The sequence below is a fragment of the Paenibacillus etheri genome (assembly GCF_001012825.1).
In the GTDB taxonomy this organism is placed as follows: domain Bacteria; phylum Bacillota; class Bacilli; order Paenibacillales; family Paenibacillaceae; genus Paenibacillus_AQ; species Paenibacillus_AQ etheri.
In genome coordinates this window covers 320,165-339,175 of record NZ_LCZJ02000026.1, presented here as the reverse complement: position 1 = coordinate 339,175, position 19,011 = coordinate 320,165, and the positions used below count along the sequence as shown (strand labels likewise).

The 19,011-nt window shown below is 46.3% G+C and carries 17 protein-coding genes; 14 read left to right on the top strand and 3 right to left on the bottom strand.

Annotated features, from left to right (window positions below; genetic code table 11):
- Positions 1 to 60 precede the first annotated feature (60 nt).
- From UQ64_RS16640 to pyk, 6 genes are all read left to right on the top strand, one after another.
- A complete protein-coding gene (locus tag UQ64_RS16640; RefSeq protein ID WP_060624783.1) occupies positions 61 to 3,696 on the top strand; it encodes a DNA polymerase III subunit alpha in 3,636 nt (1,211 codons plus the stop codon).
- A gap of 74 nt (positions 3,697 to 3,770) precedes the next feature.
- Positions 3,771 to 4,271 (top strand): phosphatidylglycerophosphatase A family protein, encoded by a 501-nt coding sequence (locus tag UQ64_RS16635; RefSeq protein ID WP_060624547.1) that lies wholly within the window; start codon positions 3,771 to 3,773, stop codon positions 4,269 to 4,271.
- A gap of 146 nt (positions 4,272 to 4,417) precedes the next feature.
- Entirely contained in the window at positions 4,418 to 4,606 is a 189-nt protein-coding gene (locus UQ64_RS16630; RefSeq protein ID WP_042125966.1) for a hypothetical protein, read from the top strand.
- Positions 4,607 to 4,678: 72 nt separating this feature from the next.
- The gene (accD, locus tag UQ64_RS16625) at positions 4,679 to 5,572 is read left to right on the top strand and encodes an acetyl-CoA carboxylase, carboxyltransferase subunit beta (RefSeq protein WP_060624546.1); all 894 of its coding nucleotides are present in this window, start codon (positions 4,679 to 4,681) and stop codon (positions 5,570 to 5,572) included.
- Position 5,573: 1 nt separating this feature from the next.
- A complete protein-coding gene (locus tag UQ64_RS16620) occupies positions 5,574 to 6,575 on the top strand; it encodes an acetyl-CoA carboxylase carboxyltransferase subunit alpha (protein WP_060624545.1) in 1,002 nt (333 codons plus the stop codon).
- A gap of 332 nt (positions 6,576 to 6,907) precedes the next feature.
- A complete protein-coding gene (gene pyk, locus UQ64_RS16615) occupies positions 6,908 to 8,326 on the top strand; it encodes a pyruvate kinase (RefSeq protein WP_060624544.1) in 1,419 nt (472 codons plus the stop codon).
- Positions 8,327 to 8,531: 205 nt separating this feature from the next.
- Here the strand turns inward: pyk and UQ64_RS16610 are convergent, their stop codons facing one another.
- A complete protein-coding gene (locus UQ64_RS16610; RefSeq protein ID WP_245238031.1) occupies positions 8,532 to 9,227 on the bottom strand; it encodes a G1 family glutamic endopeptidase in 696 nt (231 codons plus the stop codon).
- A 109-nt stretch (positions 9,228 to 9,336) separates the two neighbouring features.
- On the opposite strand from UQ64_RS16610, the gene UQ64_RS16605 reads away from it, so the two are divergent.
- The 3 genes from UQ64_RS16605 to UQ64_RS16595 are packed head-to-tail and all read left to right on the top strand — an operon-like array spanning position 9,337 to position 11,482.
- On the top strand, positions 9,337 to 10,521 hold the full coding sequence (locus tag UQ64_RS16605) for an MFS transporter (protein ID WP_060624543.1): 1,185 nt from the start codon (positions 9,337 to 9,339) through the stop codon (positions 10,519 to 10,521).
- 38 nt (positions 10,522 to 10,559) lie between these two features.
- Entirely contained in the window at positions 10,560 to 11,087 is a 528-nt protein-coding gene (locus UQ64_RS16600) for an acyl-CoA thioesterase (protein ID WP_060624542.1), read from the top strand.
- Complete coding sequence (locus tag UQ64_RS16595) at positions 11,084 to 11,482, top strand: FxsA family protein (RefSeq protein WP_042186523.1); 399 nt, start codon at positions 11,084 to 11,086, stop codon at positions 11,480 to 11,482. Before UQ64_RS16600 ends, UQ64_RS16595 begins: the two co-directional genes overlap by 4 nt.
- A 90-nt stretch (positions 11,483 to 11,572) precedes the next feature.
- Here the strand turns inward: UQ64_RS16595 and ytvI are convergent, their stop codons facing one another.
- Positions 11,573 to 12,688: a sporulation integral membrane protein YtvI gene (gene ytvI, locus UQ64_RS16590; protein ID WP_060624541.1), complete on the bottom strand. Its 1,116-nt coding sequence runs from the start codon at positions 12,686 to 12,688 to the stop codon at positions 11,573 to 11,575.
- Positions 12,689 to 13,082: 394 nt separating this feature from the next.
- Here ytvI and UQ64_RS16585 point away from each other — a divergent pair, with 394 nt between their 5' ends.
- The 5 genes from UQ64_RS16585 to UQ64_RS16565 all read left to right on the top strand — a co-directional run bounded on the left by UQ64_RS16585 (position 13,083) and on the right by UQ64_RS16565 (position 18,319).
- Positions 13,083 to 14,195 (top strand): citrate/2-methylcitrate synthase, encoded by a 1,113-nt coding sequence (locus tag UQ64_RS16585; RefSeq protein WP_060624540.1) that lies wholly within the window; start codon positions 13,083 to 13,085, stop codon positions 14,193 to 14,195.
- 151 nt (positions 14,196 to 14,346) lie between these two features.
- Complete coding sequence (gene icd / locus UQ64_RS16580; protein ID WP_060624539.1) at positions 14,347 to 15,642, top strand: NADP-dependent isocitrate dehydrogenase; 1,296 nt, start codon at positions 14,347 to 14,349, stop codon at positions 15,640 to 15,642.
- 56 nt (positions 15,643 to 15,698) lie between these two features.
- A complete protein-coding gene (gene mdh, locus UQ64_RS16575; RefSeq protein ID WP_060624538.1) occupies positions 15,699 to 16,640 on the top strand; it encodes a malate dehydrogenase in 942 nt (313 codons plus the stop codon).
- 170 nt (positions 16,641 to 16,810) lie between these two features.
- Positions 16,811 to 17,239 carry a hypothetical protein gene (locus UQ64_RS16570; protein ID WP_060624537.1) on the top strand — a complete coding sequence of 143 codons (429 nt, stop codon included), beginning with the start codon at positions 16,811 to 16,813 and terminating at the stop codon, positions 17,237 to 17,239.
- Positions 17,240 to 17,449: 210 nt separating this feature from the next.
- Positions 17,450 to 18,319: an SDR family oxidoreductase gene (locus UQ64_RS16565; protein WP_060624536.1), complete on the top strand. Its 870-nt coding sequence runs from the start codon at positions 17,450 to 17,452 to the stop codon at positions 18,317 to 18,319.
- A gap of 73 nt (positions 18,320 to 18,392) precedes the next feature.
- Here the strand turns inward: UQ64_RS16565 and yfbR are convergent, their stop codons facing one another.
- Complete coding sequence (gene yfbR, locus UQ64_RS16560; protein WP_156417581.1) at positions 18,393 to 18,998, bottom strand: 5'-deoxynucleotidase; 606 nt, start codon at positions 18,996 to 18,998, stop codon at positions 18,393 to 18,395.
- Positions 18,999 to 19,011: the final 13 nt, after the last annotated feature.

The following is a 19,011-nucleotide window of genomic DNA, read 5'->3' as shown; positions in this document are numbered from 1 at the left end:
AAGCGGACTTTTTGAACAACTATTTATGTTTGATTTTTGTAGTAGGAAGGAAGTGGGATGATGAGCCCTTTCGTGCATTTGCATGTGCACAGCGAATACAGTTTACTGGACGGGGCGGCGCGCATTACCGATCTCGTGCGCCGGGCCGGCGAATACGGCATGAAGTCGCTGGCGCTTACGGATCATGGAGTGATGTATGGGGCGATCCCCTTTTATAAAGCGTGTAAAAAGAATGGAATCAAGCCGATTATCGGCTGTGAAGCTTATTTAACCGCGGGCTCTCGCCGTGAGCGAGGCAGTCGTAAAGATCAACCGATTTATCACCTGATTCTGCTCGTCAAGAATGAAACCGGCTACAAGAACCTGATGAAGCTGATCTCTATCGGTCATCTGGAAGGTCATCACTATAAACCTCGTATTGATATGGAGGTTCTGGCCGCTCATTCGGAGGGGATCCTATGCCTCAGTGCCTGTCTTGGCGGCGAAGTGCCGCAGCATCTGTTGCATGGAAGAGATGACGAGGCGCGAAAAGCTGCGCTGCGTTATAAGGAGATTTTTGGCGAAGACTTTTACCTGGAGCTTCAAGATCACGGGATTTCCGAGCAAAAGCGAGTGAATCCGAAGCTGATCGCACTTGCCAAGGCCTGTGAGATCCCACTTGTAGCTACGAATGACGTCCATTATTTAGCCAAGGAAGATGCAGAGGTACAGGATGTTCTGATCTGTATTGGAACAGGTAAAACTGTGGATGATGAGGAACGGCTCAAGATCGGAACAGATCAGCTGTTTCTAAAAAGTAGTGATCAGATGGCGGCGTTGTTCCCGCATGTACCTGAAGCTATCAGTAACACGCTATTGATCGCAGAAAAATGTAATTTGGAGCTTACCTTCGGTCAACATATTCTACCTGCTTATTCACCAATTCCAGAAGGTAAGGACTCCGCTGCTTATTTGCGAGAGTTGTGCTTTAAAGGGCTTGAAGAACGCTATATAGACACACCGCTTTGGGCATCGTCTGAGCAAAGAGAGACGGCTGAGACGCGTCTTGCCTATGAGCTTGGCGTCATCGAGAATATGGGTTTTAGCGATTATTTTCTAATTGTGTGGGATTTTATCGCTTATTGTCATCGTCAGGGGATTGCTACTGGTCCGGGCCGGGGTTCCTCCGCTGGGAGTCTTACCGCTTATTCCCTAGAAATCACGGATGTAGATCCGCTTAAGTATAACTTGCTCTTTGAACGTTTCTTAAATCCAGAACGGATCACGATGCCGGATATTGATATCGATTTTAGTGATGAGCGTCGTGATGAGGTTATCGCTTATGTGGTGGAGAAATACGGCAAAGAACATGTGGCACAGATCATTACGTTCGGAACCATGGCTGCACGGGCTGCAGTTCGTGATGTGGGCAGGGTACTGAATTTACCTTATAACGAGGTAGATAAGGCTGCCAAGCTCATCCCAGGACAACTAGGCATCAGCCTTGCTAGAGCGCTGGAGACTACTCCAGACCTAAAAGCGATGTATGACAGTAATCCGAAGATCAAAGGCTTGCTGGATATGGCAATGAAAGTGGAAGGTATGCCTCGTCATGCTTCGACACATGCTGCCGGGGTTGTTATTTCCAAAGGTCCACTAACAGATGCTGTACCCCTTCAAGAGGGCAACGAAAGTACAGCGTTAACTCAGTACTCTATGGAGCATTTGGAAAGTGTTGGGCTGCTGAAGATGGATTTTCTGGGCTTGCGTACTTTGTCGATTATCGAACGCTGTATGAATTCGATTAAAGAAATGACTGGCAGTGTTCCAAATTTTAAAATGATACCAGATCATGATCCGCTCACGTATGAAATGCTGGGTGCTGGTGAGACGACTGGGGTCTTCCAGCTGGAGTCGGCGGGTGTAAGACGTGTGCTGAAGGATTTGAAACCTAATGGTTTTGAAGATATCGTATCGGTTCTAGCCTTGTATCGTCCGGGTCCGATGGAGTTTATCCCGAAATATATAGCAGGTAAGCACGGTCAGATCGAAGTAGAGTATCCGCATCCTGATTTGAAATCTATATTAGCGGATACCTATGGGATTATTGTGTATCAGGAACAGATTATGCAGATTGCTTCGCTTATGGCTGGATTCTCGCTTGGTGAAGCGGATCTGCTCCGCAGAGCGGTCTCTAAGAAGAAGCGCGAGACGCTGGATAAGGAACGCAGCCATTTTGTACAGGGGAGCTTGCAGCAAGGATATAACGAAACGGATGCGAATGCCGTTTATGATATGATCGTACGGTTTGCCGATTATGGCTTCCCTCGTGCGCATGCGGCGGCTTATGGCGTGCTGGCTTTTCAGACGGCATATCTTAAGGCGCATTATCCGGTACAGTTTATGGCATCTATGCTGACCGCCGTGATGGGGACCCACCGTAAGGTGGCGGAATATGTACTGGACTGCCGCCGCACGGGCATCGGCGTGTTACCACCGGATGTGAATGAGAGCGGCGTGCTGTTTACCCCTGTTCCAGGCGAAGAAACGGGAACAGGGCATATCCGCTTTGGGCTCGCAGCGATTAAGAACGTCGGCACGCTAGCAGTGGAGAATATTATGTCGGTCCGTAAGGAGCGACCGTTCGACAGCCTGCTCGATTTCTGTCGACGTGTGGATCTGCGGGTCTGCAACAAGCGGGTAGTGGAGTCTTTGCTGCAGGCAGGAGCCTTTGACTGTCTGCCAGGTCATAGGGCTCAGCTGCTGGCTATGCTGGACGAGACCGTCGACGCCGCGACGAAATGGCGCAAGGAGCGGGATGAACTGCAAATCCAGTTGTTCGACGATTTGGTGGAGACGCCGAACTGGGAGATTCGGTATCCGGATATCCCTAAGTTCACAGTAGGACAGCAGTTGGAAATGGAACGTGAACTGCTGGGGCTGTATCTATCAGGTCATCCGCTCGACGATAGCGCTGAGCTGCTTGAGGAGCCGGGTATACAGCGGCTGATGGATCTCGGTGAAGCCGCAGATGAGAGCCAGACGGTTACGGCCGGCATGGTCGTATCCGTTAAGGAAATTACGACGAAGCAAGGGAAATCAATGGCCTTCATCGAATGGGAAGACCAGATCGAACGCTGCGAGGTCGTGCTCTTCCCTGAGGTGTGGAAGCGAAGCCGCAGCTTGATTGCCAAGGGCGCGCTGCTGGCCTTGCGCGCCAAGGTGCAGCAGGAGGACGAAGGCTTCAAGCTGCTGGCCGAGGAAGTGGCGCTGCTATCCGCGGAGACTATCCGCGGTCTGCTGCAGCGCCGCAGTGCCGCCGCGTCCCGCCCGTATAGCGCGGGACGCTCGGCCTCAGCAGGAGCGCCGCAGCGCAGCGCAGCTCCTGCATCGCGGAGCGGGGCCGCCACTGGCCCCGCTGACAGACCTGCAGGCGGCGCAGCTGCGCCTGCAACACCTGCACCGGCCGCTGCGCCAGCGCCGGCCTCAGGCCAGCGCGTCTTTATCAAGATCACGCCGGCCGCCGAGAATGCTGCGCAGCTGTCGCGCCTGAAGGAGCTGCTGCAGAATCATCCAGGACCAGTAGCAACGATTCTGTTCTACGAACGGGATCAGAAGCTCCTGGCCCTTAGCGATAACTACCGGATCAAGCCTACCCAGGAGCTGTTCGCGGCTATCGAGTCTATGCTGGGGGCAGGTACCGTAAGAATAAAATAAGAACAATTCAACCCTTTTCCGCATACATTAGGAAACCACAGGGCGAATCCCTGGGCGGAAAGGGGAATCACATCATGTCCTATCAAATGGCAGTTGATCTGTTGGAACGTAGAGGCGTATCACTTTCTTCCATTGCTGAAATCGTATATATTTTACAATCGGTTTATTATCCCGGTTTATCCAAGGAAGAATGCCTTTCCAGTGTGAAATCTGTTCTGGGAAAAAGAGAAGTGCAGTACACGTTAATGACGGGGATCGCACTTGATGAACTAGCAGAGAAGAAACTGCTTCCGCAGCCGCTCCAGGCAGTTATGGAGGCGGATGAGTCACTTTATGGAGCGGACGAGACTCTAGCCCTTGGGATCACAGGGGTATATGGTATGATCGGACTTACAGGATTTGGGTACTTGGACAAAATAAAGCTTGGAATCATTGGTGAATTGAACGATGATAAGGGGAGTATTCACGTGTTCTTGGATGACTTAGTAGCGGGAATTGCTGCAGCTGCTTCTGCCAGAATCGCTCATCGGCAGGAAGGGGCGAAAGTATATCCTCTAGTCACGGACACGGAATAAATGACCCGATTCATTTCGATTGAACGAGTTCCTCAGTCTTGCTTCCTTTGCCCTACGCCTGTTGCGGGAAAAAAGAAAACTGTGTTATCATAATTCCATTATACGGGATACGGCTGGGAATTAAGATTGGGGAGGCCTTGCAAGGCATGTGGACGGTAATATATATCGCGCCGACCGCCAAAGTGGCGGATATGATTAAGAGTAAGCTAACTGAAGAAGGTTTTTTAGTAAAATGCCGTCCAATCAATATGTCCAAGCAGCAGTTTGAGATATTGGTTCCTTCGGGTGAACTGGAGGAAGTACAGGAAGTCCTTAATCTTATTCTGCATCCCTGAATTTCTATCAAGAGAAAAGTCATGACAGCGGCAAGCTGCATAACGCAAATAAACGGCTGAAGAGGTGCGGGTGTGTTCAAAGATTTATTTCAGAAGAAACGGAAGTACGCGACTATTCCTTCAGAACGTCTGGAGCGAAGCGGCGAGCCTGCAGAAGGCGAACGCCCCAAACGGGAAATTCCAGAAGGATTAATGAGTAAATGTAATAAATGCGGAACGATCCAGTATAGCAAGGAATTGGAAAAGAATCTAAAAGTATGTCCTACTTGTGGTCATCATTTGCGATTGAACGCTGTAGAGCGTATTGCTATGACATTAGACCCAGAGGGCTTTATTGAGTTTGACAGTGAAATGTATTCTATAGATCCGCTGAAATTCCCGGGTTATGCCTCTAAACTGGAGCAACAGCAACTTAAATCGGGACAAACTGATGCCGTGATTACAGGACAGGGATCTATTGGCGGACATCCAGTGATCGTAGCTGTGATGAATTTTGAATTTTTCTCGGGCAGTATGGGATCTGTAGTTGGTGAGAAGATTACCCGAGCGATTGAAGAAGCTACGGAGAGACAGCTTCCACTCCTTATTTTCTCAACTTCAGGCGGAGCGAGAATGCAGGAGAGTATTCTAAGTCTTATGCAAATGGCGAAGACCAGTGCAGCGATTGCTCGTTTCAATGAAGTGGGCGGTCTTTATATTTCTATAATTACAGATCCGACAACCGGCGGAGTATCGGCGAGTTTTGCTAGTCTTGGCGATATTATTATTGCAGAGCCTGGGGCGGTATTCGGTTTCGCAGGACGTATAGTCATTGAACAGACGATTCGCCAGAAGCTTCCGGATGATTTCCAGACGGCTGAATTTAATCTGCAGCATGGCTTGATTGATATGGTTGTACACCGTAAAGAAATGCGCGCCACACTGACCAAAATTTTGGAAATGCATGATGTGAAAGGGGGATTTTAGGTTGGCAGGAGAGTTGCCTTTTGAAATGCCTCTGGTTGAAATGCGCAAGAAAATTGCCGAGCTAAAGCAGTTTGGCGAAGAGAAGGGTATTGATTTTACGGATGAGGTAGCAAGGTTGGAAGAACGGTACCGTGTGCTTGAGGAGGAAGTATATTCTAATATCTCTCCTTCCCAAAAAATGCATCTAGCCAGACATCAAGGACGTCCGACGTCTCTTGATCTTATGAACCAGATCTTCACAGATTTTATTGAGCTGCATGGTGATCGAATGTTTGGGGATGATCTTGCTATTGTAGGCGGTATCGCCAAACTGAATGGCGTCCCGGTTACGGTTATTGGTCAACAGCGCGGTAAAGATACGAAAGAGAATATTTTACGTTTTTTCGGCAGCGCACACCCTGAGGGCTTCCGTAAAGCGCTGCGTCTGATGCAGCAAGCGGACAAGTTCAAACGTCCCATTATAACCTTCGTGGATACGAAAGGTGCATATCCAGGTAATACAGCTGAGGAAAGAGGCCAATCTGAAGCGATCGCTCGCAATTTGCGTGAAATGTCTCAGTTTGGAGTCCCTGTCATCTGTGTTGTTATCGGAGAAGGCGGGAGTGGCGGTGCACTAGCACTGGCAGTTGGTAATAGAGTGCTTATGCTGGAGCATGCCATCTATTCTGTAATATCCCCTAACGGTGCTGCTTCGATTCTATGGAAGGATGCTTCGAAGGCTGATCAAGCGGCGGAAGCCATGAAGATAACGGCATCTGATCTGCTTGGAATGGAAGTCATTGAAGAGATTGTTCCTGAGCCCAAAGGCGGCGCTCACCGTGATTACGAAGCTACGGCAGCTGCAATTAAGGATGCGTTATGGCGTCATCTGCAGGAGCTGATGCCTCTGAATAGTGCGGAATTGAAAGAAGATCGTTATCGTAAATTCCGTAAAATTGGTGAGTATGCTGAAGCCCAGCAGGAGCAAGTTTTCCTTGAAGAAGATGTGAAATCTGAAGTGTAATAATGGGGTTTCCATTTGCACTTTAAGACATATCACCATGCTAAGTGGATCATATTGAAATTAGTGTAAATTATACATTTTATTGGAATTAAAATAATCTCGATGCAATGCCGGGATTATTTTAATTTTTTTTGTGCGTTCAGATAATTCGACCTCAAATTACATCTAAAAGAGCCTACAACATTGATTTTGTGTCTAAGTTGCAGTAATATTCATAAGGGCGTAGTTAAAGGCACATGTGACAAAGTTCCTATTTAATTAGTTAGCCTTGTAGTAGATTTTGTAGTTGGAAAAAGTGAGACAGAGAGAACGAAAAAACGGAGGAAAACCTAATGCGGAAAAGTAAAATTGTATGTACGATCGGACCTGCGAGTGAATCGTTGGAGAATATCAAAAAATTGATTTTGGCTGGTATGAATGTGGCCCGTTTGAATTTCTCCCACGGCGATTTTGAAGAGCATGGTGCTCGGATTAAAACGATCCGTCAAGCATCTAAGGAACTGAACAAAACTGTTGCTATCCTGCTCGATACAAAAGGACCGGAGATTCGCACAGGCAAGTTGGAAGTAGAACCGATTGAACTAGTTCAGGACGAGTACCTGACACTAACTACGGAAGAAATCCTTGGCACACAAGAACGTATTTCCATCACGTACAGCGAGCTTCCTAATGATGTTCAAGTAGGATCCACCATCCTTATTGATGACGGTCTGATTGGTTTGACAGTTGTCGACATTCAAGGAACTGAAATCAAGACCCGTATTGTAAACGGTGGTACGATCAAGAGCAAGAAGGGCGTTAACGTACCAGGAGTAAACATCTCCTTGCCGGGTATTACGGAAAAAGACACCAACGATATTCTTTTTGGTATCGAACAGGACATCGATTTTATCGCCGCTTCCTTCGTTCGCAAAGCTAGCGACGTTCAGGAAATTCGTGAGCTGCTTGCGAAAAACAACGCTTCTCACATTCAAATCATTTCCAAAATCGAAAACCAACAAGGTGTTGATAACCTTGATGAAATTTTAGAAGCTTCCGACGGCCTGATGGTTGCTCGTGGTGACCTTGGTGTTGAAATTCCAGCTGAAGATGTACCTTTGGCTCAAAAATTGATGATTCAAAAATGTAATGTTGCTGGCAAACCAGTAATCACAGCTACACAAATGCTGGATTCTATGCAACGTAACCCACGTCCTACTCGCGCTGAAGCAAGTGACGTAGCAAACGCTATTTTCGACGGAACAGATGCAATCATGCTTTCCGGAGAAACTGCTGCTGGTAAATATCCAGTAGAATCCGTTCTTACAATGTCCCGTATTGCTGAGAAAGCGGAGTCCGCTCTGGACCACCGTGAAATTTTCTCAAAACAACAAACTGCACAAGAAACTACAGTTACAGAAGCTATCAGCCAATCCGTTGCAATTTCTGCTTTGGATCTGAACGCTAAGGCTATTCTTTCTTCGACTGTTACAGGTCATACTGCACGCGTTGTTTCCAAATACCGTCCTAAAGCACCAATCATTGCTGTTACGACACAAGAAAGAACTATGCGTCAATTGTCCCTCGTTTGGGGCGTAACGCCAGTATTCGGTAAAGTAGCTACTTCCACAGATGAATTGCTTGAAACAGCAATCCAAGGTGGTAAGGATTCCGGTCTGGTTCAAGCTGGCGACCTAGTTGTGATTACTGCAGGAATTCCACTTGGACGTTCCGGTTCCACTAACTTGGTAAAAGTAAGCACAATCGAGTAGTACTCGACTGGCTTTGCCTGCTTCGTAGTTTTTACTTAGCCAAGCAAAAACGCGGTTGGCGTCCCTAAAGGACGGTAAGCGTTTATGCGAGAAATATAAGGATAATGTATAGTGTGAAACTTATATTTTAAATAAAAGAGCTGTCTCAGATGTAGTGAAAATCTACAAATGAGGCAGCTCTTTTTTTCTAAACCCATTTATGCTGTTAGTATATTCGTTTGACGCTAAAAGAGTCTCCTCGATGACTTGGACTGGAAGGAACAGCAACGGTGATGTTATTCTGGACCATGATCCCTCCGTTGGAAAGAGTTAACCTAGGTCGTTTTCCATTGATCCGGCAGCAGTTAAAATAGGTGGTGCATATGCGAGCCAGCTTTGCGATGGAACCATCGACCTCAGGAGCCTCCATAATCCATTCGCCAGACGTCTGTGGACCAGAATATCGCTGAAGCGTTCGGAAGGTCCAGTTTCGGCTTAAATTTCGGAGTGTGATAGACCACTTTGTGTGGCTTATTTTTGTGATAGTACCCTTCATATGATCTCCCGGGTATACTGAAAGAGGGATTACGGTCTCAGCGTCAGGTAATATTTCCCACCAGGCGTAATAACGGGCAATCCCATTTACGAATTCATGACCTGTTCCCGTCTGGATAAGGCTGCTGTTCTTGAATCCGTCGATGCCAATCCATGCGGAGGAATAGGTGGATTTGTGGGTTGGCTTTACGTATGGGACGATCCATTCACCGGAAATGCGATTGAAGGCGCCTTTTCTGCCAGTAACAGTGTAGCCGCTCCAGTTCTTAGATGACCAGCCAAAGGCAGAGCTCTGTCTATTGCTCGCATTAGACTTGTCTGTTAGACAGGGATGATTTACCATGAGAGAATTATGTTTTATGCTCAACTTGTCCACCGCCTTTATAGTACTGCTATATTAAATGCGATGATTACATATGAAGTAAGGGTGTTCTGTTAAAATATAAAAATATAAAGTTGGAGGATTCATAGTACAAATGGAAAAACTATCGAAGCTGCGCGGCTTTTATCTATTTTTAGGATTGGCCGGCGGTTCGTTTGGCTCTTATCTTTCGCTGCTGCTGGTCCATAATGGACTTAATAGTGGACAGATAGGTATACTAATGGCAACAGGCACACTAGTTGCAATCACCATTCAGCCGATGTGGGGGATTATCTCTGATCGGTATAATCAGACACGTTTAGTACTAATCCTAAGTGTGGCGGTTCCAGCCTTACTAGCCGTCTTTTATCGTTCGGAATATTTCATTGTACTTCTTCTGGTGTATACGTGCTCAACGATCTTCTCCTCTACACAGGCTCCTATAGCCGATTCTTACGCGATCTCGGCGGCGAATAGAGCTGGAGCCACTTACGGTAGCATCCGGCTTATGATGAGTATTGGAGCGGCTCTGGGAGCTTATGCAGGAGGGATGTACGTATCTACCTTCTCTGTATCGACGATATGGCTGCCTTTTCTCTTTTTTAATCTGATTGCAGTCCTTATTGCGTTTACATTGCCAAAGCAGGCGGAAGAGAATCATATGATGAGGCAATCGTTTACTCAGGGGGTAAGACAACTGCTGGGGAATCGGGTCTTTCTTGCGTTTTTGGGTGGCAGCTTTCTTGTGAACCAGACGATGGCTGCTTTTGGTACATATTTTGTAATCGCTTTTCAATCGGTTGGAGGGTCTACGCGCTATGCAGGGATTGCGCTCTTTCTCGCATCGGTGACGAATGTTCCTTCCATGCTGTTTGCTTCTAAAGTAATCAAGAGGTTAGGGCGTGAGCGTACCTTGCTCCTTGGGGCCCTTATTTATGTCCTGCGGTGGGGCATTCAGGTTGCTTTCCCCTATCCATCGGTAATGATCGGAGTGCAGGTGCTGCACGGTCTTTCATTTGGGTTCTTTTATATTGCTGCAGTCGAATATGTATCTCAAATCACTTCTAACGAGATGCAGGCTACTGGCCAAAGTGTATTTAATATGGTGTTCGCAGGTTTTTCTGGCATTGTCGGTAATTTACTGAATGGATTCTTGCTCAATCAAGGCGGGGTAGAAGTAATGAATCTGTCTTGCATGTTGAGCTCTATCGCAGGAGCAATGCTGCTGTTCTACGTTGCCAGAAGCTCTCGGCGCAAATTATCAACGACAACGTTATCTTCAGACAGGGCTCAGGCTTAAACGCTCCCCTGCTGCTATGCCGGAAGGAGTATTTTTAGATGAAATTAGAGCGAGCTGGCTTACCCAGCCGATGGTATAAGTCGACCCTGCGTGTTCGATATCAGGAAAGTGATCAGATGGGCGTCGTTTATCATGCGAATTATTTGAACTGGTTTGAGTCTGGTCGCACGGAGATGTTTCGCCAGGTTGGTTTTACTTATCGCGAACTTGAGAAACAAGGCGTCTTACTTCCTGTTACCTCCGCAGATTTGCAATTTAAAAGTCCGGCGCGATATGATGATCTTATCTCCGTGTATGCGCGAATGACTACCTTCTCAGCGTTAAGAGTCGTATTTGAATATCAAGTGCGTAGGCTTTCGGAAGAAGAAGGCAGAAATTCAGAAGATTTAGTGGCTACTCTAGGGGAGTTGCGCTCGATGGATCCACCTGGAGAACTGCTGGTTACCGGCACGACAAGTCATGTTTGGGTGAACCAGGAATGGAGGCCAGCTAGACTGGATCGAGCCCTTCCAGAGCTCTTTCACGCAATACAAGAGGCGCTGCGGGAAGAAGGGAGTTCAGTATGATTAGAAGCAAATGGTTATGGGCTGGACTATTTATTATTCCTGCTGTGGAATTATTCGGTTTTATCTATGTGGCAGATCAACTTGGAGCATTTAAAACGCTGCTGCTTATGCTGACCACTTCGGTAATCGGTCTACTAATGATGCGATTTGAAGGTAAGAAAGTGCTGCAGGACAGCAGAACACATATGCAGGAGGGCCGCGTTCCTGGTCGGACGATGCTGGATGGTTTATGTATTTTTTTCGGAGGATTGCTACTGATATTGCCGGGTTTTGTAACTGATATTGTCGGGTTCACGCTAGTATTTCCATTGACTCGGCCTTTGTACCGTATATTTTTGCTGAAGTGGATTGAGAAGAAGATGAAGAATGGCACCTTCACCTTTTACCGTCGTTAGTATCCTGTTCACAACAATAACAGAGCGGACCCTGTCATTGCTGAAGGGCCCGCTCTTTTTACTATTTTACGAATCGATGATTATCGGTTCCTATCTTAATCTGCCGCTAACAATGTAGCTGTGTAAAGCTCGGAATACGCCCGCTCGGTTAAAGGCAACAAGGACTACTAGGACAACGGGACCGATGATTAGCCCTAGCATACCGAACAACTGCAGACCTGCGAACATGCCAATCAACATGGCAAGGGGATCAAGTCCAATGCTGCTGGCGAGCACCTTCGGCTCAAGTACCTGCCGGGTAATGAGAATAACGGCATAGAGAATGGATAGTCCAATCCCCAGTGCCAGATTGTCCGTCATATAAGAGTAAAGCGCCCAAGGCAGCATCACAATTCCCACACCGAGATAAGGCAGCAGATCCACAAAGCCAATCATTAAGCCGATAGCAAATGCAGACTTCACACCCAGCAGCAACAGCCCGATCACAACAATGATCGCTGTGATGGAGATCAGGATAACTTGAGCGCGAAGATAACCGGAGAGCGCTCTGCGTAAATCCCTCCAGATATCTGACACAGGCTTTAGGAATGCTGTGGGTAGCCAGCCTGTAAGTTTATCATTATGCCGCTCCCAACTCGTACTAATGAAAAAGGCAGCAAGGACAACCACAATAAGAATTGTACCCATACTAGGAAGTGCGGAGATCAGTTTCAATATTACATTAAAAAATCCTGTGACCACTTGCGTGACTGCGTAACCTACAGTTTCCGTTGTTCTGCTGATATTGCTGTCAATCGTAGCATGATAGTCAGGATTGTCTCGGTAGAATTGATTAATCTGGTTGATGATGTTCTGTATGCTTGCATTCTGGCTTAAGGACATCAGGAGATCTTTCCATTGGTCGGTGTGGAGATTTAAGGTCTGCAGCAGGACGATTAATTCTTTCACGAGTCTTGTAATCATCGCGGTCAGGACTAGTGTAATTCCGCCTATATAAAATAGCAGAGCGAGCGACACCGCCAGCCAGCTTGGTAATTTAAAGCCTTTAAGAATAAGCACCAATGGATGCATGATATATGCGAGCAGCCAAGCGAGCAATAGGGGGTATAACAGCGGAAGTAATAGATAGATTGCCAGCAGGAGGATGGAAGTAGCCAGAACAACCCACAGGCCTCGCAGCAGTCTTTTTAATACCAAACGATCCATACCGAGACCACACCTTCTTCATTCCTGCATGTACAGGGGAATAAGAGCTCGTCTTCATATATATTCATAGAACCCATTTAAAGACTAGAGTGCGGGATAAATATTAGAATGGGACCAATCTATAAACTGAAATGGCAAAAGTGAATCAGGGGTTTAGAAGTTTTTTTCTATCTCTCTGATAAAATCATTTGATGCGCTGCAAAGCTTTCACATTGTTCACATAACCGACAAAATCCAGTATGATGAATAAAGATACGAAGCGTGTTGGTCATACAGCATTCCTGACGGAGAAGTCCTTAAACGTACTTATTAGATTTTTTAATGCTTTAAATTGGAAATGTTTTCATGGAACTAAGATTGTTTTTATACCTTGTTGGCAAAGGAGAGATATGCTATGACAGCTACCAAAGGCTTGGAAGGTATCGTTGCAACAACTTCATCCATCAGCTCTATTGTGGATGGTGTACTCACTTACCGCGGTTATGATATTGATGAACTTGCAGAACATGCTACCTTCGAAGAAACTGCTTATTTGTTGTGGTTCGGCAGTCTGCCGACGGTGCCAGAGCTGGAAGCGCTCAAGCGGGATCTTAGTGCTTTTGCACAGATTCCTGAGCAGGTAATCGAGCAAATGAAGCTCTATCCAAAAGACGCCAACACCATGGCAGCGTTGCGGTCGGCTGTATCAAGCCTTGCTCTCTATGATGAAGCGGCTGACGATATGAGCAGAGAAGCGAACGAGATTAAGGCCGTAAAACTGCAGGCACAACTCCCAACAATTGTTGCGGCACTGTCGCGTATTCGCAAAGGGCTTGAACCAGTGGCTCCAAAAGAAGGCGTTTCTATTGCTGAGAACTTCCTGTATATGCTGTGGGGAAAAGAGCCGGACAGCGTATCTGTCAAAGCGCTTGATACCGCACTTGTTCTTCATGCAGACCATGAGCTGAATGCTTCGACTTTTGCTGGCCGGGTTACGGTTGCTACATTATCCGATATCTATTCTGGGGTTACCTCCGCGATTGGTGCGCTCAAAGGACCGCTTCACGGTGGGGCGAATGAAGCTGTTATGAAGATGTTAGAGGAGATCGGAAGTTTGGAAGCGGTTGAACCGTTTATCCGTAAGAAACTGGATAACCGTGAGAAAATCATGGGCTTCGGTCATCGGGTATATAAGAATGGGGATCCACGTGCAAAGCATCTGATGAAGATGTCACTGGAGCTTGGCACGATGAAAAATGACACTACCCTGTACGACATGTCCGTAAATATTGAACAATTGATAACGGGGCAAAAGGGATTAAGACCGAATGTTGATTTCTATTCGGCTTCTGTTTATACACAGCTAGGGATAGAGCGTGAGCTGTTCACTCCTATTTTTGCAATTAGCCGGACTTCAGGTTGGACTGCGCATATTCTGGAGCAATATACAGATAACCGCATTATTCGTCCACGTGCAGAATACACGGGGATGGTTGAACAGAAATACGTTCCAGTAGACGAAAGATAGAAGAGCAGCCTTGCAGGCTGCTCCTAAAGTTTAGTAGAATGAACCCTAGCATTAGTGTTTTAAATTTTTGCTTTTAATTTTGATGAGAGTTTTGTTCGATGCTTGTCAATGCTATTTAAATCCCACAAAACTTTAGGAGGAATACACTCAAATGTTGAAACTAGAAAAATTCGATCTACCTACAGAAGGCGAACAAATCACGATTAAAGAAGGAAAACTACAAGTTCCCAATAATCCAATCATTCCTTTTATCGAGGGTGACGGCACAGGCCGTGATATTTGGAAAGCTTCCAAGCGCGTACTTGATGCAGCAGTATCTAAAGCTTATGGTGGCACTAAGCAAATTGCTTGGTACGAAGTATTTGCTGGCGAAAAAGCCTTCAATACATATGGTGAATGGCTGCCAAATGATACGCTCGAAGCTATCCGCGAATATTTTGTGGCGATCAAGGGACCACTCACTACTCCAATCGGAGGCGGTATTCGTTCGTTGAATGTAGCCTTGCGTCAAGAATTGGATTTGTACGTTTGTCTGCGTCCAGTTCGTTATTTCCAAGGTGTTCCTTCCCCTGTTAAACGTCCTGAGCTGGTGGATATGGTTATTTTCCGTGAGAATACGGAAGATATTTATGCAGGGATTGAATATCAAGAAGGCTCTGATGAAGTGAAGAAAGTAATCGAATTCCTGCAAAAAGAGATGGGTGTTAACAAAATCCGTTTCCCTGAAACTTCTGGTATTGGTATCAAACCGGTATCCTCCGAAGGTTCGAAACGCTTGGTACGCGCTGCAATTGAATATGCGATCAAGCACGGACGTAAGAGCGTAACACTAGTTCACAAAGGAAACATCATGAAGTTCACTGAAGGTGCCTTCAAAAACTGGGGTTATGAAGTAGCTGAGCAAGAGTTCGGAGATAAGGTCTTCACTTGGAGTCAATATGATGTGATTAAGGAACGTGATGGTGAGGCTGCTGCTAATGCTGCTCAGAAGGATGCTGAAGCTGCTGGCAAAATCATTATCAAGGATGCTATTGCGGATATCGCACTTCAACAAGTTCTGACTCGTCCAACTGATTTCGATGTTATTGCTACGTTGAACCTGAACGGGGATTACCTGTCCGACGCACTGGCTGCACAAATCGGCGGCATCGGCATCGCTCCTGGAGCGAACATTAACTACATTACTGGCCACGCCATCTTTGAAGCTACCCATGGTACAGCTCCTAAATATGCAGATAAAGACGTTGTGAATCCTGGTTCTGTCATTCTGTCTGGCGTAATGCTCTTGGAGCACTTGGGCTGGCAGGAAGCAGCGGACCTGATTTATAAAGGTATGGAAACTGCTATTAACAATAAGACCGTGACTTATGACTTTGCTCGTCTGATGGAAGGTGCAACTGAGCTGAAATGCTCCGCATTTGCAGACGAAATTATTAACCACCTATAGGTTAGATTTTCCAGATAACATTAGCCTTACCTTTATCATTTCTAGGAGGCGAATCTGTGGCAATCAAGCGTTATAAAATTACAGTGGTAGGCGCCGGTTTTACCGGCGCTACTACAGCTCTTATGTTAGCCCAAAAGGAACTTGGTGACGTTGTGCTGCTCGATATTCCACAAATGGAGAACCCGACCAAGGGGAAGGCGCTTGACATGCAAGAAGCAGGTCCTGTGCAGAGATTCGACAGTCATATTATAGGGACCTCAAGTTATGAAGATGCTGTAGATTCTGATATTGTAATTATCACTGCAGGGATTGCCCGTAAACCTGGGATGAGCCGCGACGATCTTGTGAATATCAATGCAGGGATTGTGAAGTCGGTATGCGAGAACGTAAGACATGTAGCGCCTGAATCTATCGTAATTATTTTGAGTAATCCGGTAGATGCGATGACTTATGCAGCTTTTGAAGCGCTAGGCTTTCCTAAGAATCGCGTAATCGGACAATCCGGCGTGCTGGATACAGCCCGTTACTGCACATTCATTGCACAAGAGCTGAACGTATCCGTTGAAGATGTACGTGGTTTCGTAATAGGCGGACACGGCAATGATATGGTACCGCTCGTACGTTATTCTAGTGTTGGTGGCATTCCAATCGATACATTGATTCCTGTGGATCGTATCGAGGAGATTGTGAAGCGTACACGTGTGGGTGGCGGGGAAATCGTTGATCTTTTAGGAAATGGTAGTGCATATTATGCTCCTGCAGCCTCTTTAGTTCAGATGACGGAAGCGATCTTGAAGGATAAGAAACGGATCATTCCGGTTATTGCCTTGCTTGAAGGCGAATATGGTTATGATAATCTGTTTCTGGGCGTTCCAGCTCTTCTTGGTGCGAATGGGATTGAGAAAATCTTTGAACTGGAGCTTACGGCGGAGGAGAAAGCGGCTTTGGATAAGTCCGCTGAGTCCGTACGTGGCGTAACAGCTATATTATCTAAGTAGATGGTGTCAAATGTAACGGGAGGGTCCGGAGGCCGTGAAGTGGCTTAAGGACTCTCTCTTTTATTATCAACAACTTCAAAGAATGGACACCAATGTTGCTTTTCTTATTTCATTATTATGGGTATAATTGAATGTAACTATTATCACAGTTAAATTGGAGGAGATATGATATGGATTGGAACGTTTTGTTTTTCTTACATATGATCGGGACGCTGGCACTAGGATTTTACCTTGTACTGCCTTTCATTATCGGTCGTGCTGAAAAATTGTCGCCTGCAGCTAAAGAAGGTACGCTAAGTGCAGTTACTGGATTTAACCGCTTTGCACAGTACGGTTTGGTTATCCAACTACTTACAGGTGGTTACATGATGACAAAGGGTGAATATTCTGTAGCATGGATGATCATTATCGTTGTATTGTTGCTAGCAATGTTTGCGCTTGGTGGTATTATGAGCAAGCCTCTGCGTCTTGCTGCTGCTGGAATTCGTGAGAACCGTGATGTTAAAGCAGAAACAGGCAAATTGCGTACGCTTAGTGCGCTGCTGTCCGTGTCATTGCTGCTTATGGTATTCTTCATGGTATTTAACGACATTATTTAATCTGTACCACTATGAGCCCGCTTCCCTAATGGAGGCGGGTTTTTTGTGTTCAAAAAAACTTCGGATTGTTTGATTCTACCTGCATTGTGGTAAGTAACTTTTCATACAGCAATTTTAAAAAATGATAAAGCCGGTGTATAAACGTATACGCTTGAGCCATCCTAAGACGATCAGTTAACTATCAATTACTTAACGAGAGGAGCAAGGATTATGTCAAACGACAAGCAAGCTACGAAAACCTTACCCCCGCAAGAACAGCATCATCAGCCAGGAATTGAAAGTGAAATGAAGCCGTTGCCCAAATATGAGCCAGCTAATTATAAGGCAGCAGGTAAATTGCAAGATAAGGCGGCGCTTATTACCGGAGGAGACAGCGGTATCGGGCGGGCAGTTGCTGTTCTTTATGCAAAAGAAGGTGCTGATGTAGTCATTTCATATTTGAATGAGCACTCTGATGCAGAGGAGACTAAACGTCAGGTAGAACAGGAAGGTCGAAAATGTATTCTTATTCCTGGTGACATTGGTGAGGAATCTTTCTGTAAAGATCTTATTAAACAGACGGTAGAGGGCCTCGGGAAACTGGATATTCTCATCAATAACGCGGCGGAGCAACATCCACAAGCTAAGATCGAGGATATTAAGTCTGAGCAGCTAGAGCGTACATTTCGTACGAATATTTTTGCGATGTTTTATTTGACCAAAGCAGCTATGCCTCATCTAAAAGCAGGATCTGCTATCATTAATACGACATCGATTACCGCTTATCGTGGTAGTCCACAATTGCTGGACTATTCGTCAACGAAAGGAGCCATTCTGAGCTTCACGCGTTCCTTATCTACGAATTTGGCGGAGCAAGGAATTCGGGTAAACGGTGTTGCTCCGGGTCCAATCTGGACACCGCTTATTCCATCTACTATTGATGCGAAGCAGGTTAGTGAGTTCGGTGGGACGCAGCCCATGAAGCGACCGGGACAGCCGGAGGAAGTGGCTCCAGCTTTTGTGTATCTAGCCTCTGACGATTCGAGCTATGTGACCGGTCAGATTATTCATGTAAATGGTGGCGAGGTCGTAAACGGGTAGAAACCTAGATCTTTATATAAAAAGCTCTAATTCAGGATTAGCGAATTAGAGCTTTTTGTATTGATCTTGGGATTTAGTTTCCGGCAGAGAGTTCATCGAGCGACATTTCAAAGCTCGGAGCCATATGAGTGAGGAAATAATCTACTTCCTGTAAGCCGAGTCCGCGTAGCTTCGCAGCTGTTTGCTCTTTCGCCGCTGCGAATTCACGGTTGCCCGCAGCAACCTCCCACACACATTTTAAGTAGGCATCCAGTCGATCAGCTGCCTTAACGTAGCTATGAAGCAGGACGTCTTCCGACTCGGGAGAGCTGTCTTCCGGCTGCATGAGCTGCGTGTAAATGCCCTGAAGCTCGGGAGGAATCATACCGGTCAAGCGTTCCGCAGCAATTCTTTCCATTTCGCGGAAGCTGGTAAGTAGGCGAGGGTTATTATATTTCACTGGTGTGGCAATGTCACCTGTGAACACTTCGCTGGCATCATGAAACAGAGCCATAGTTGCTGCTCTTTCGGCGTTTAATGTACGTCCATAATGAACATTACCAATGGAACATAGCATATGTGTGAGTAGGGCAACATGAAAAGAATGCTCAGCAACGTTCTCGGGTGCGGTGCTGCGCATAAGGCTCCAGCGCTGAATATATTGAAGCCGATATAAATAGGCGGAAAAATGGTAGTTCAATTTTAAAGTAACC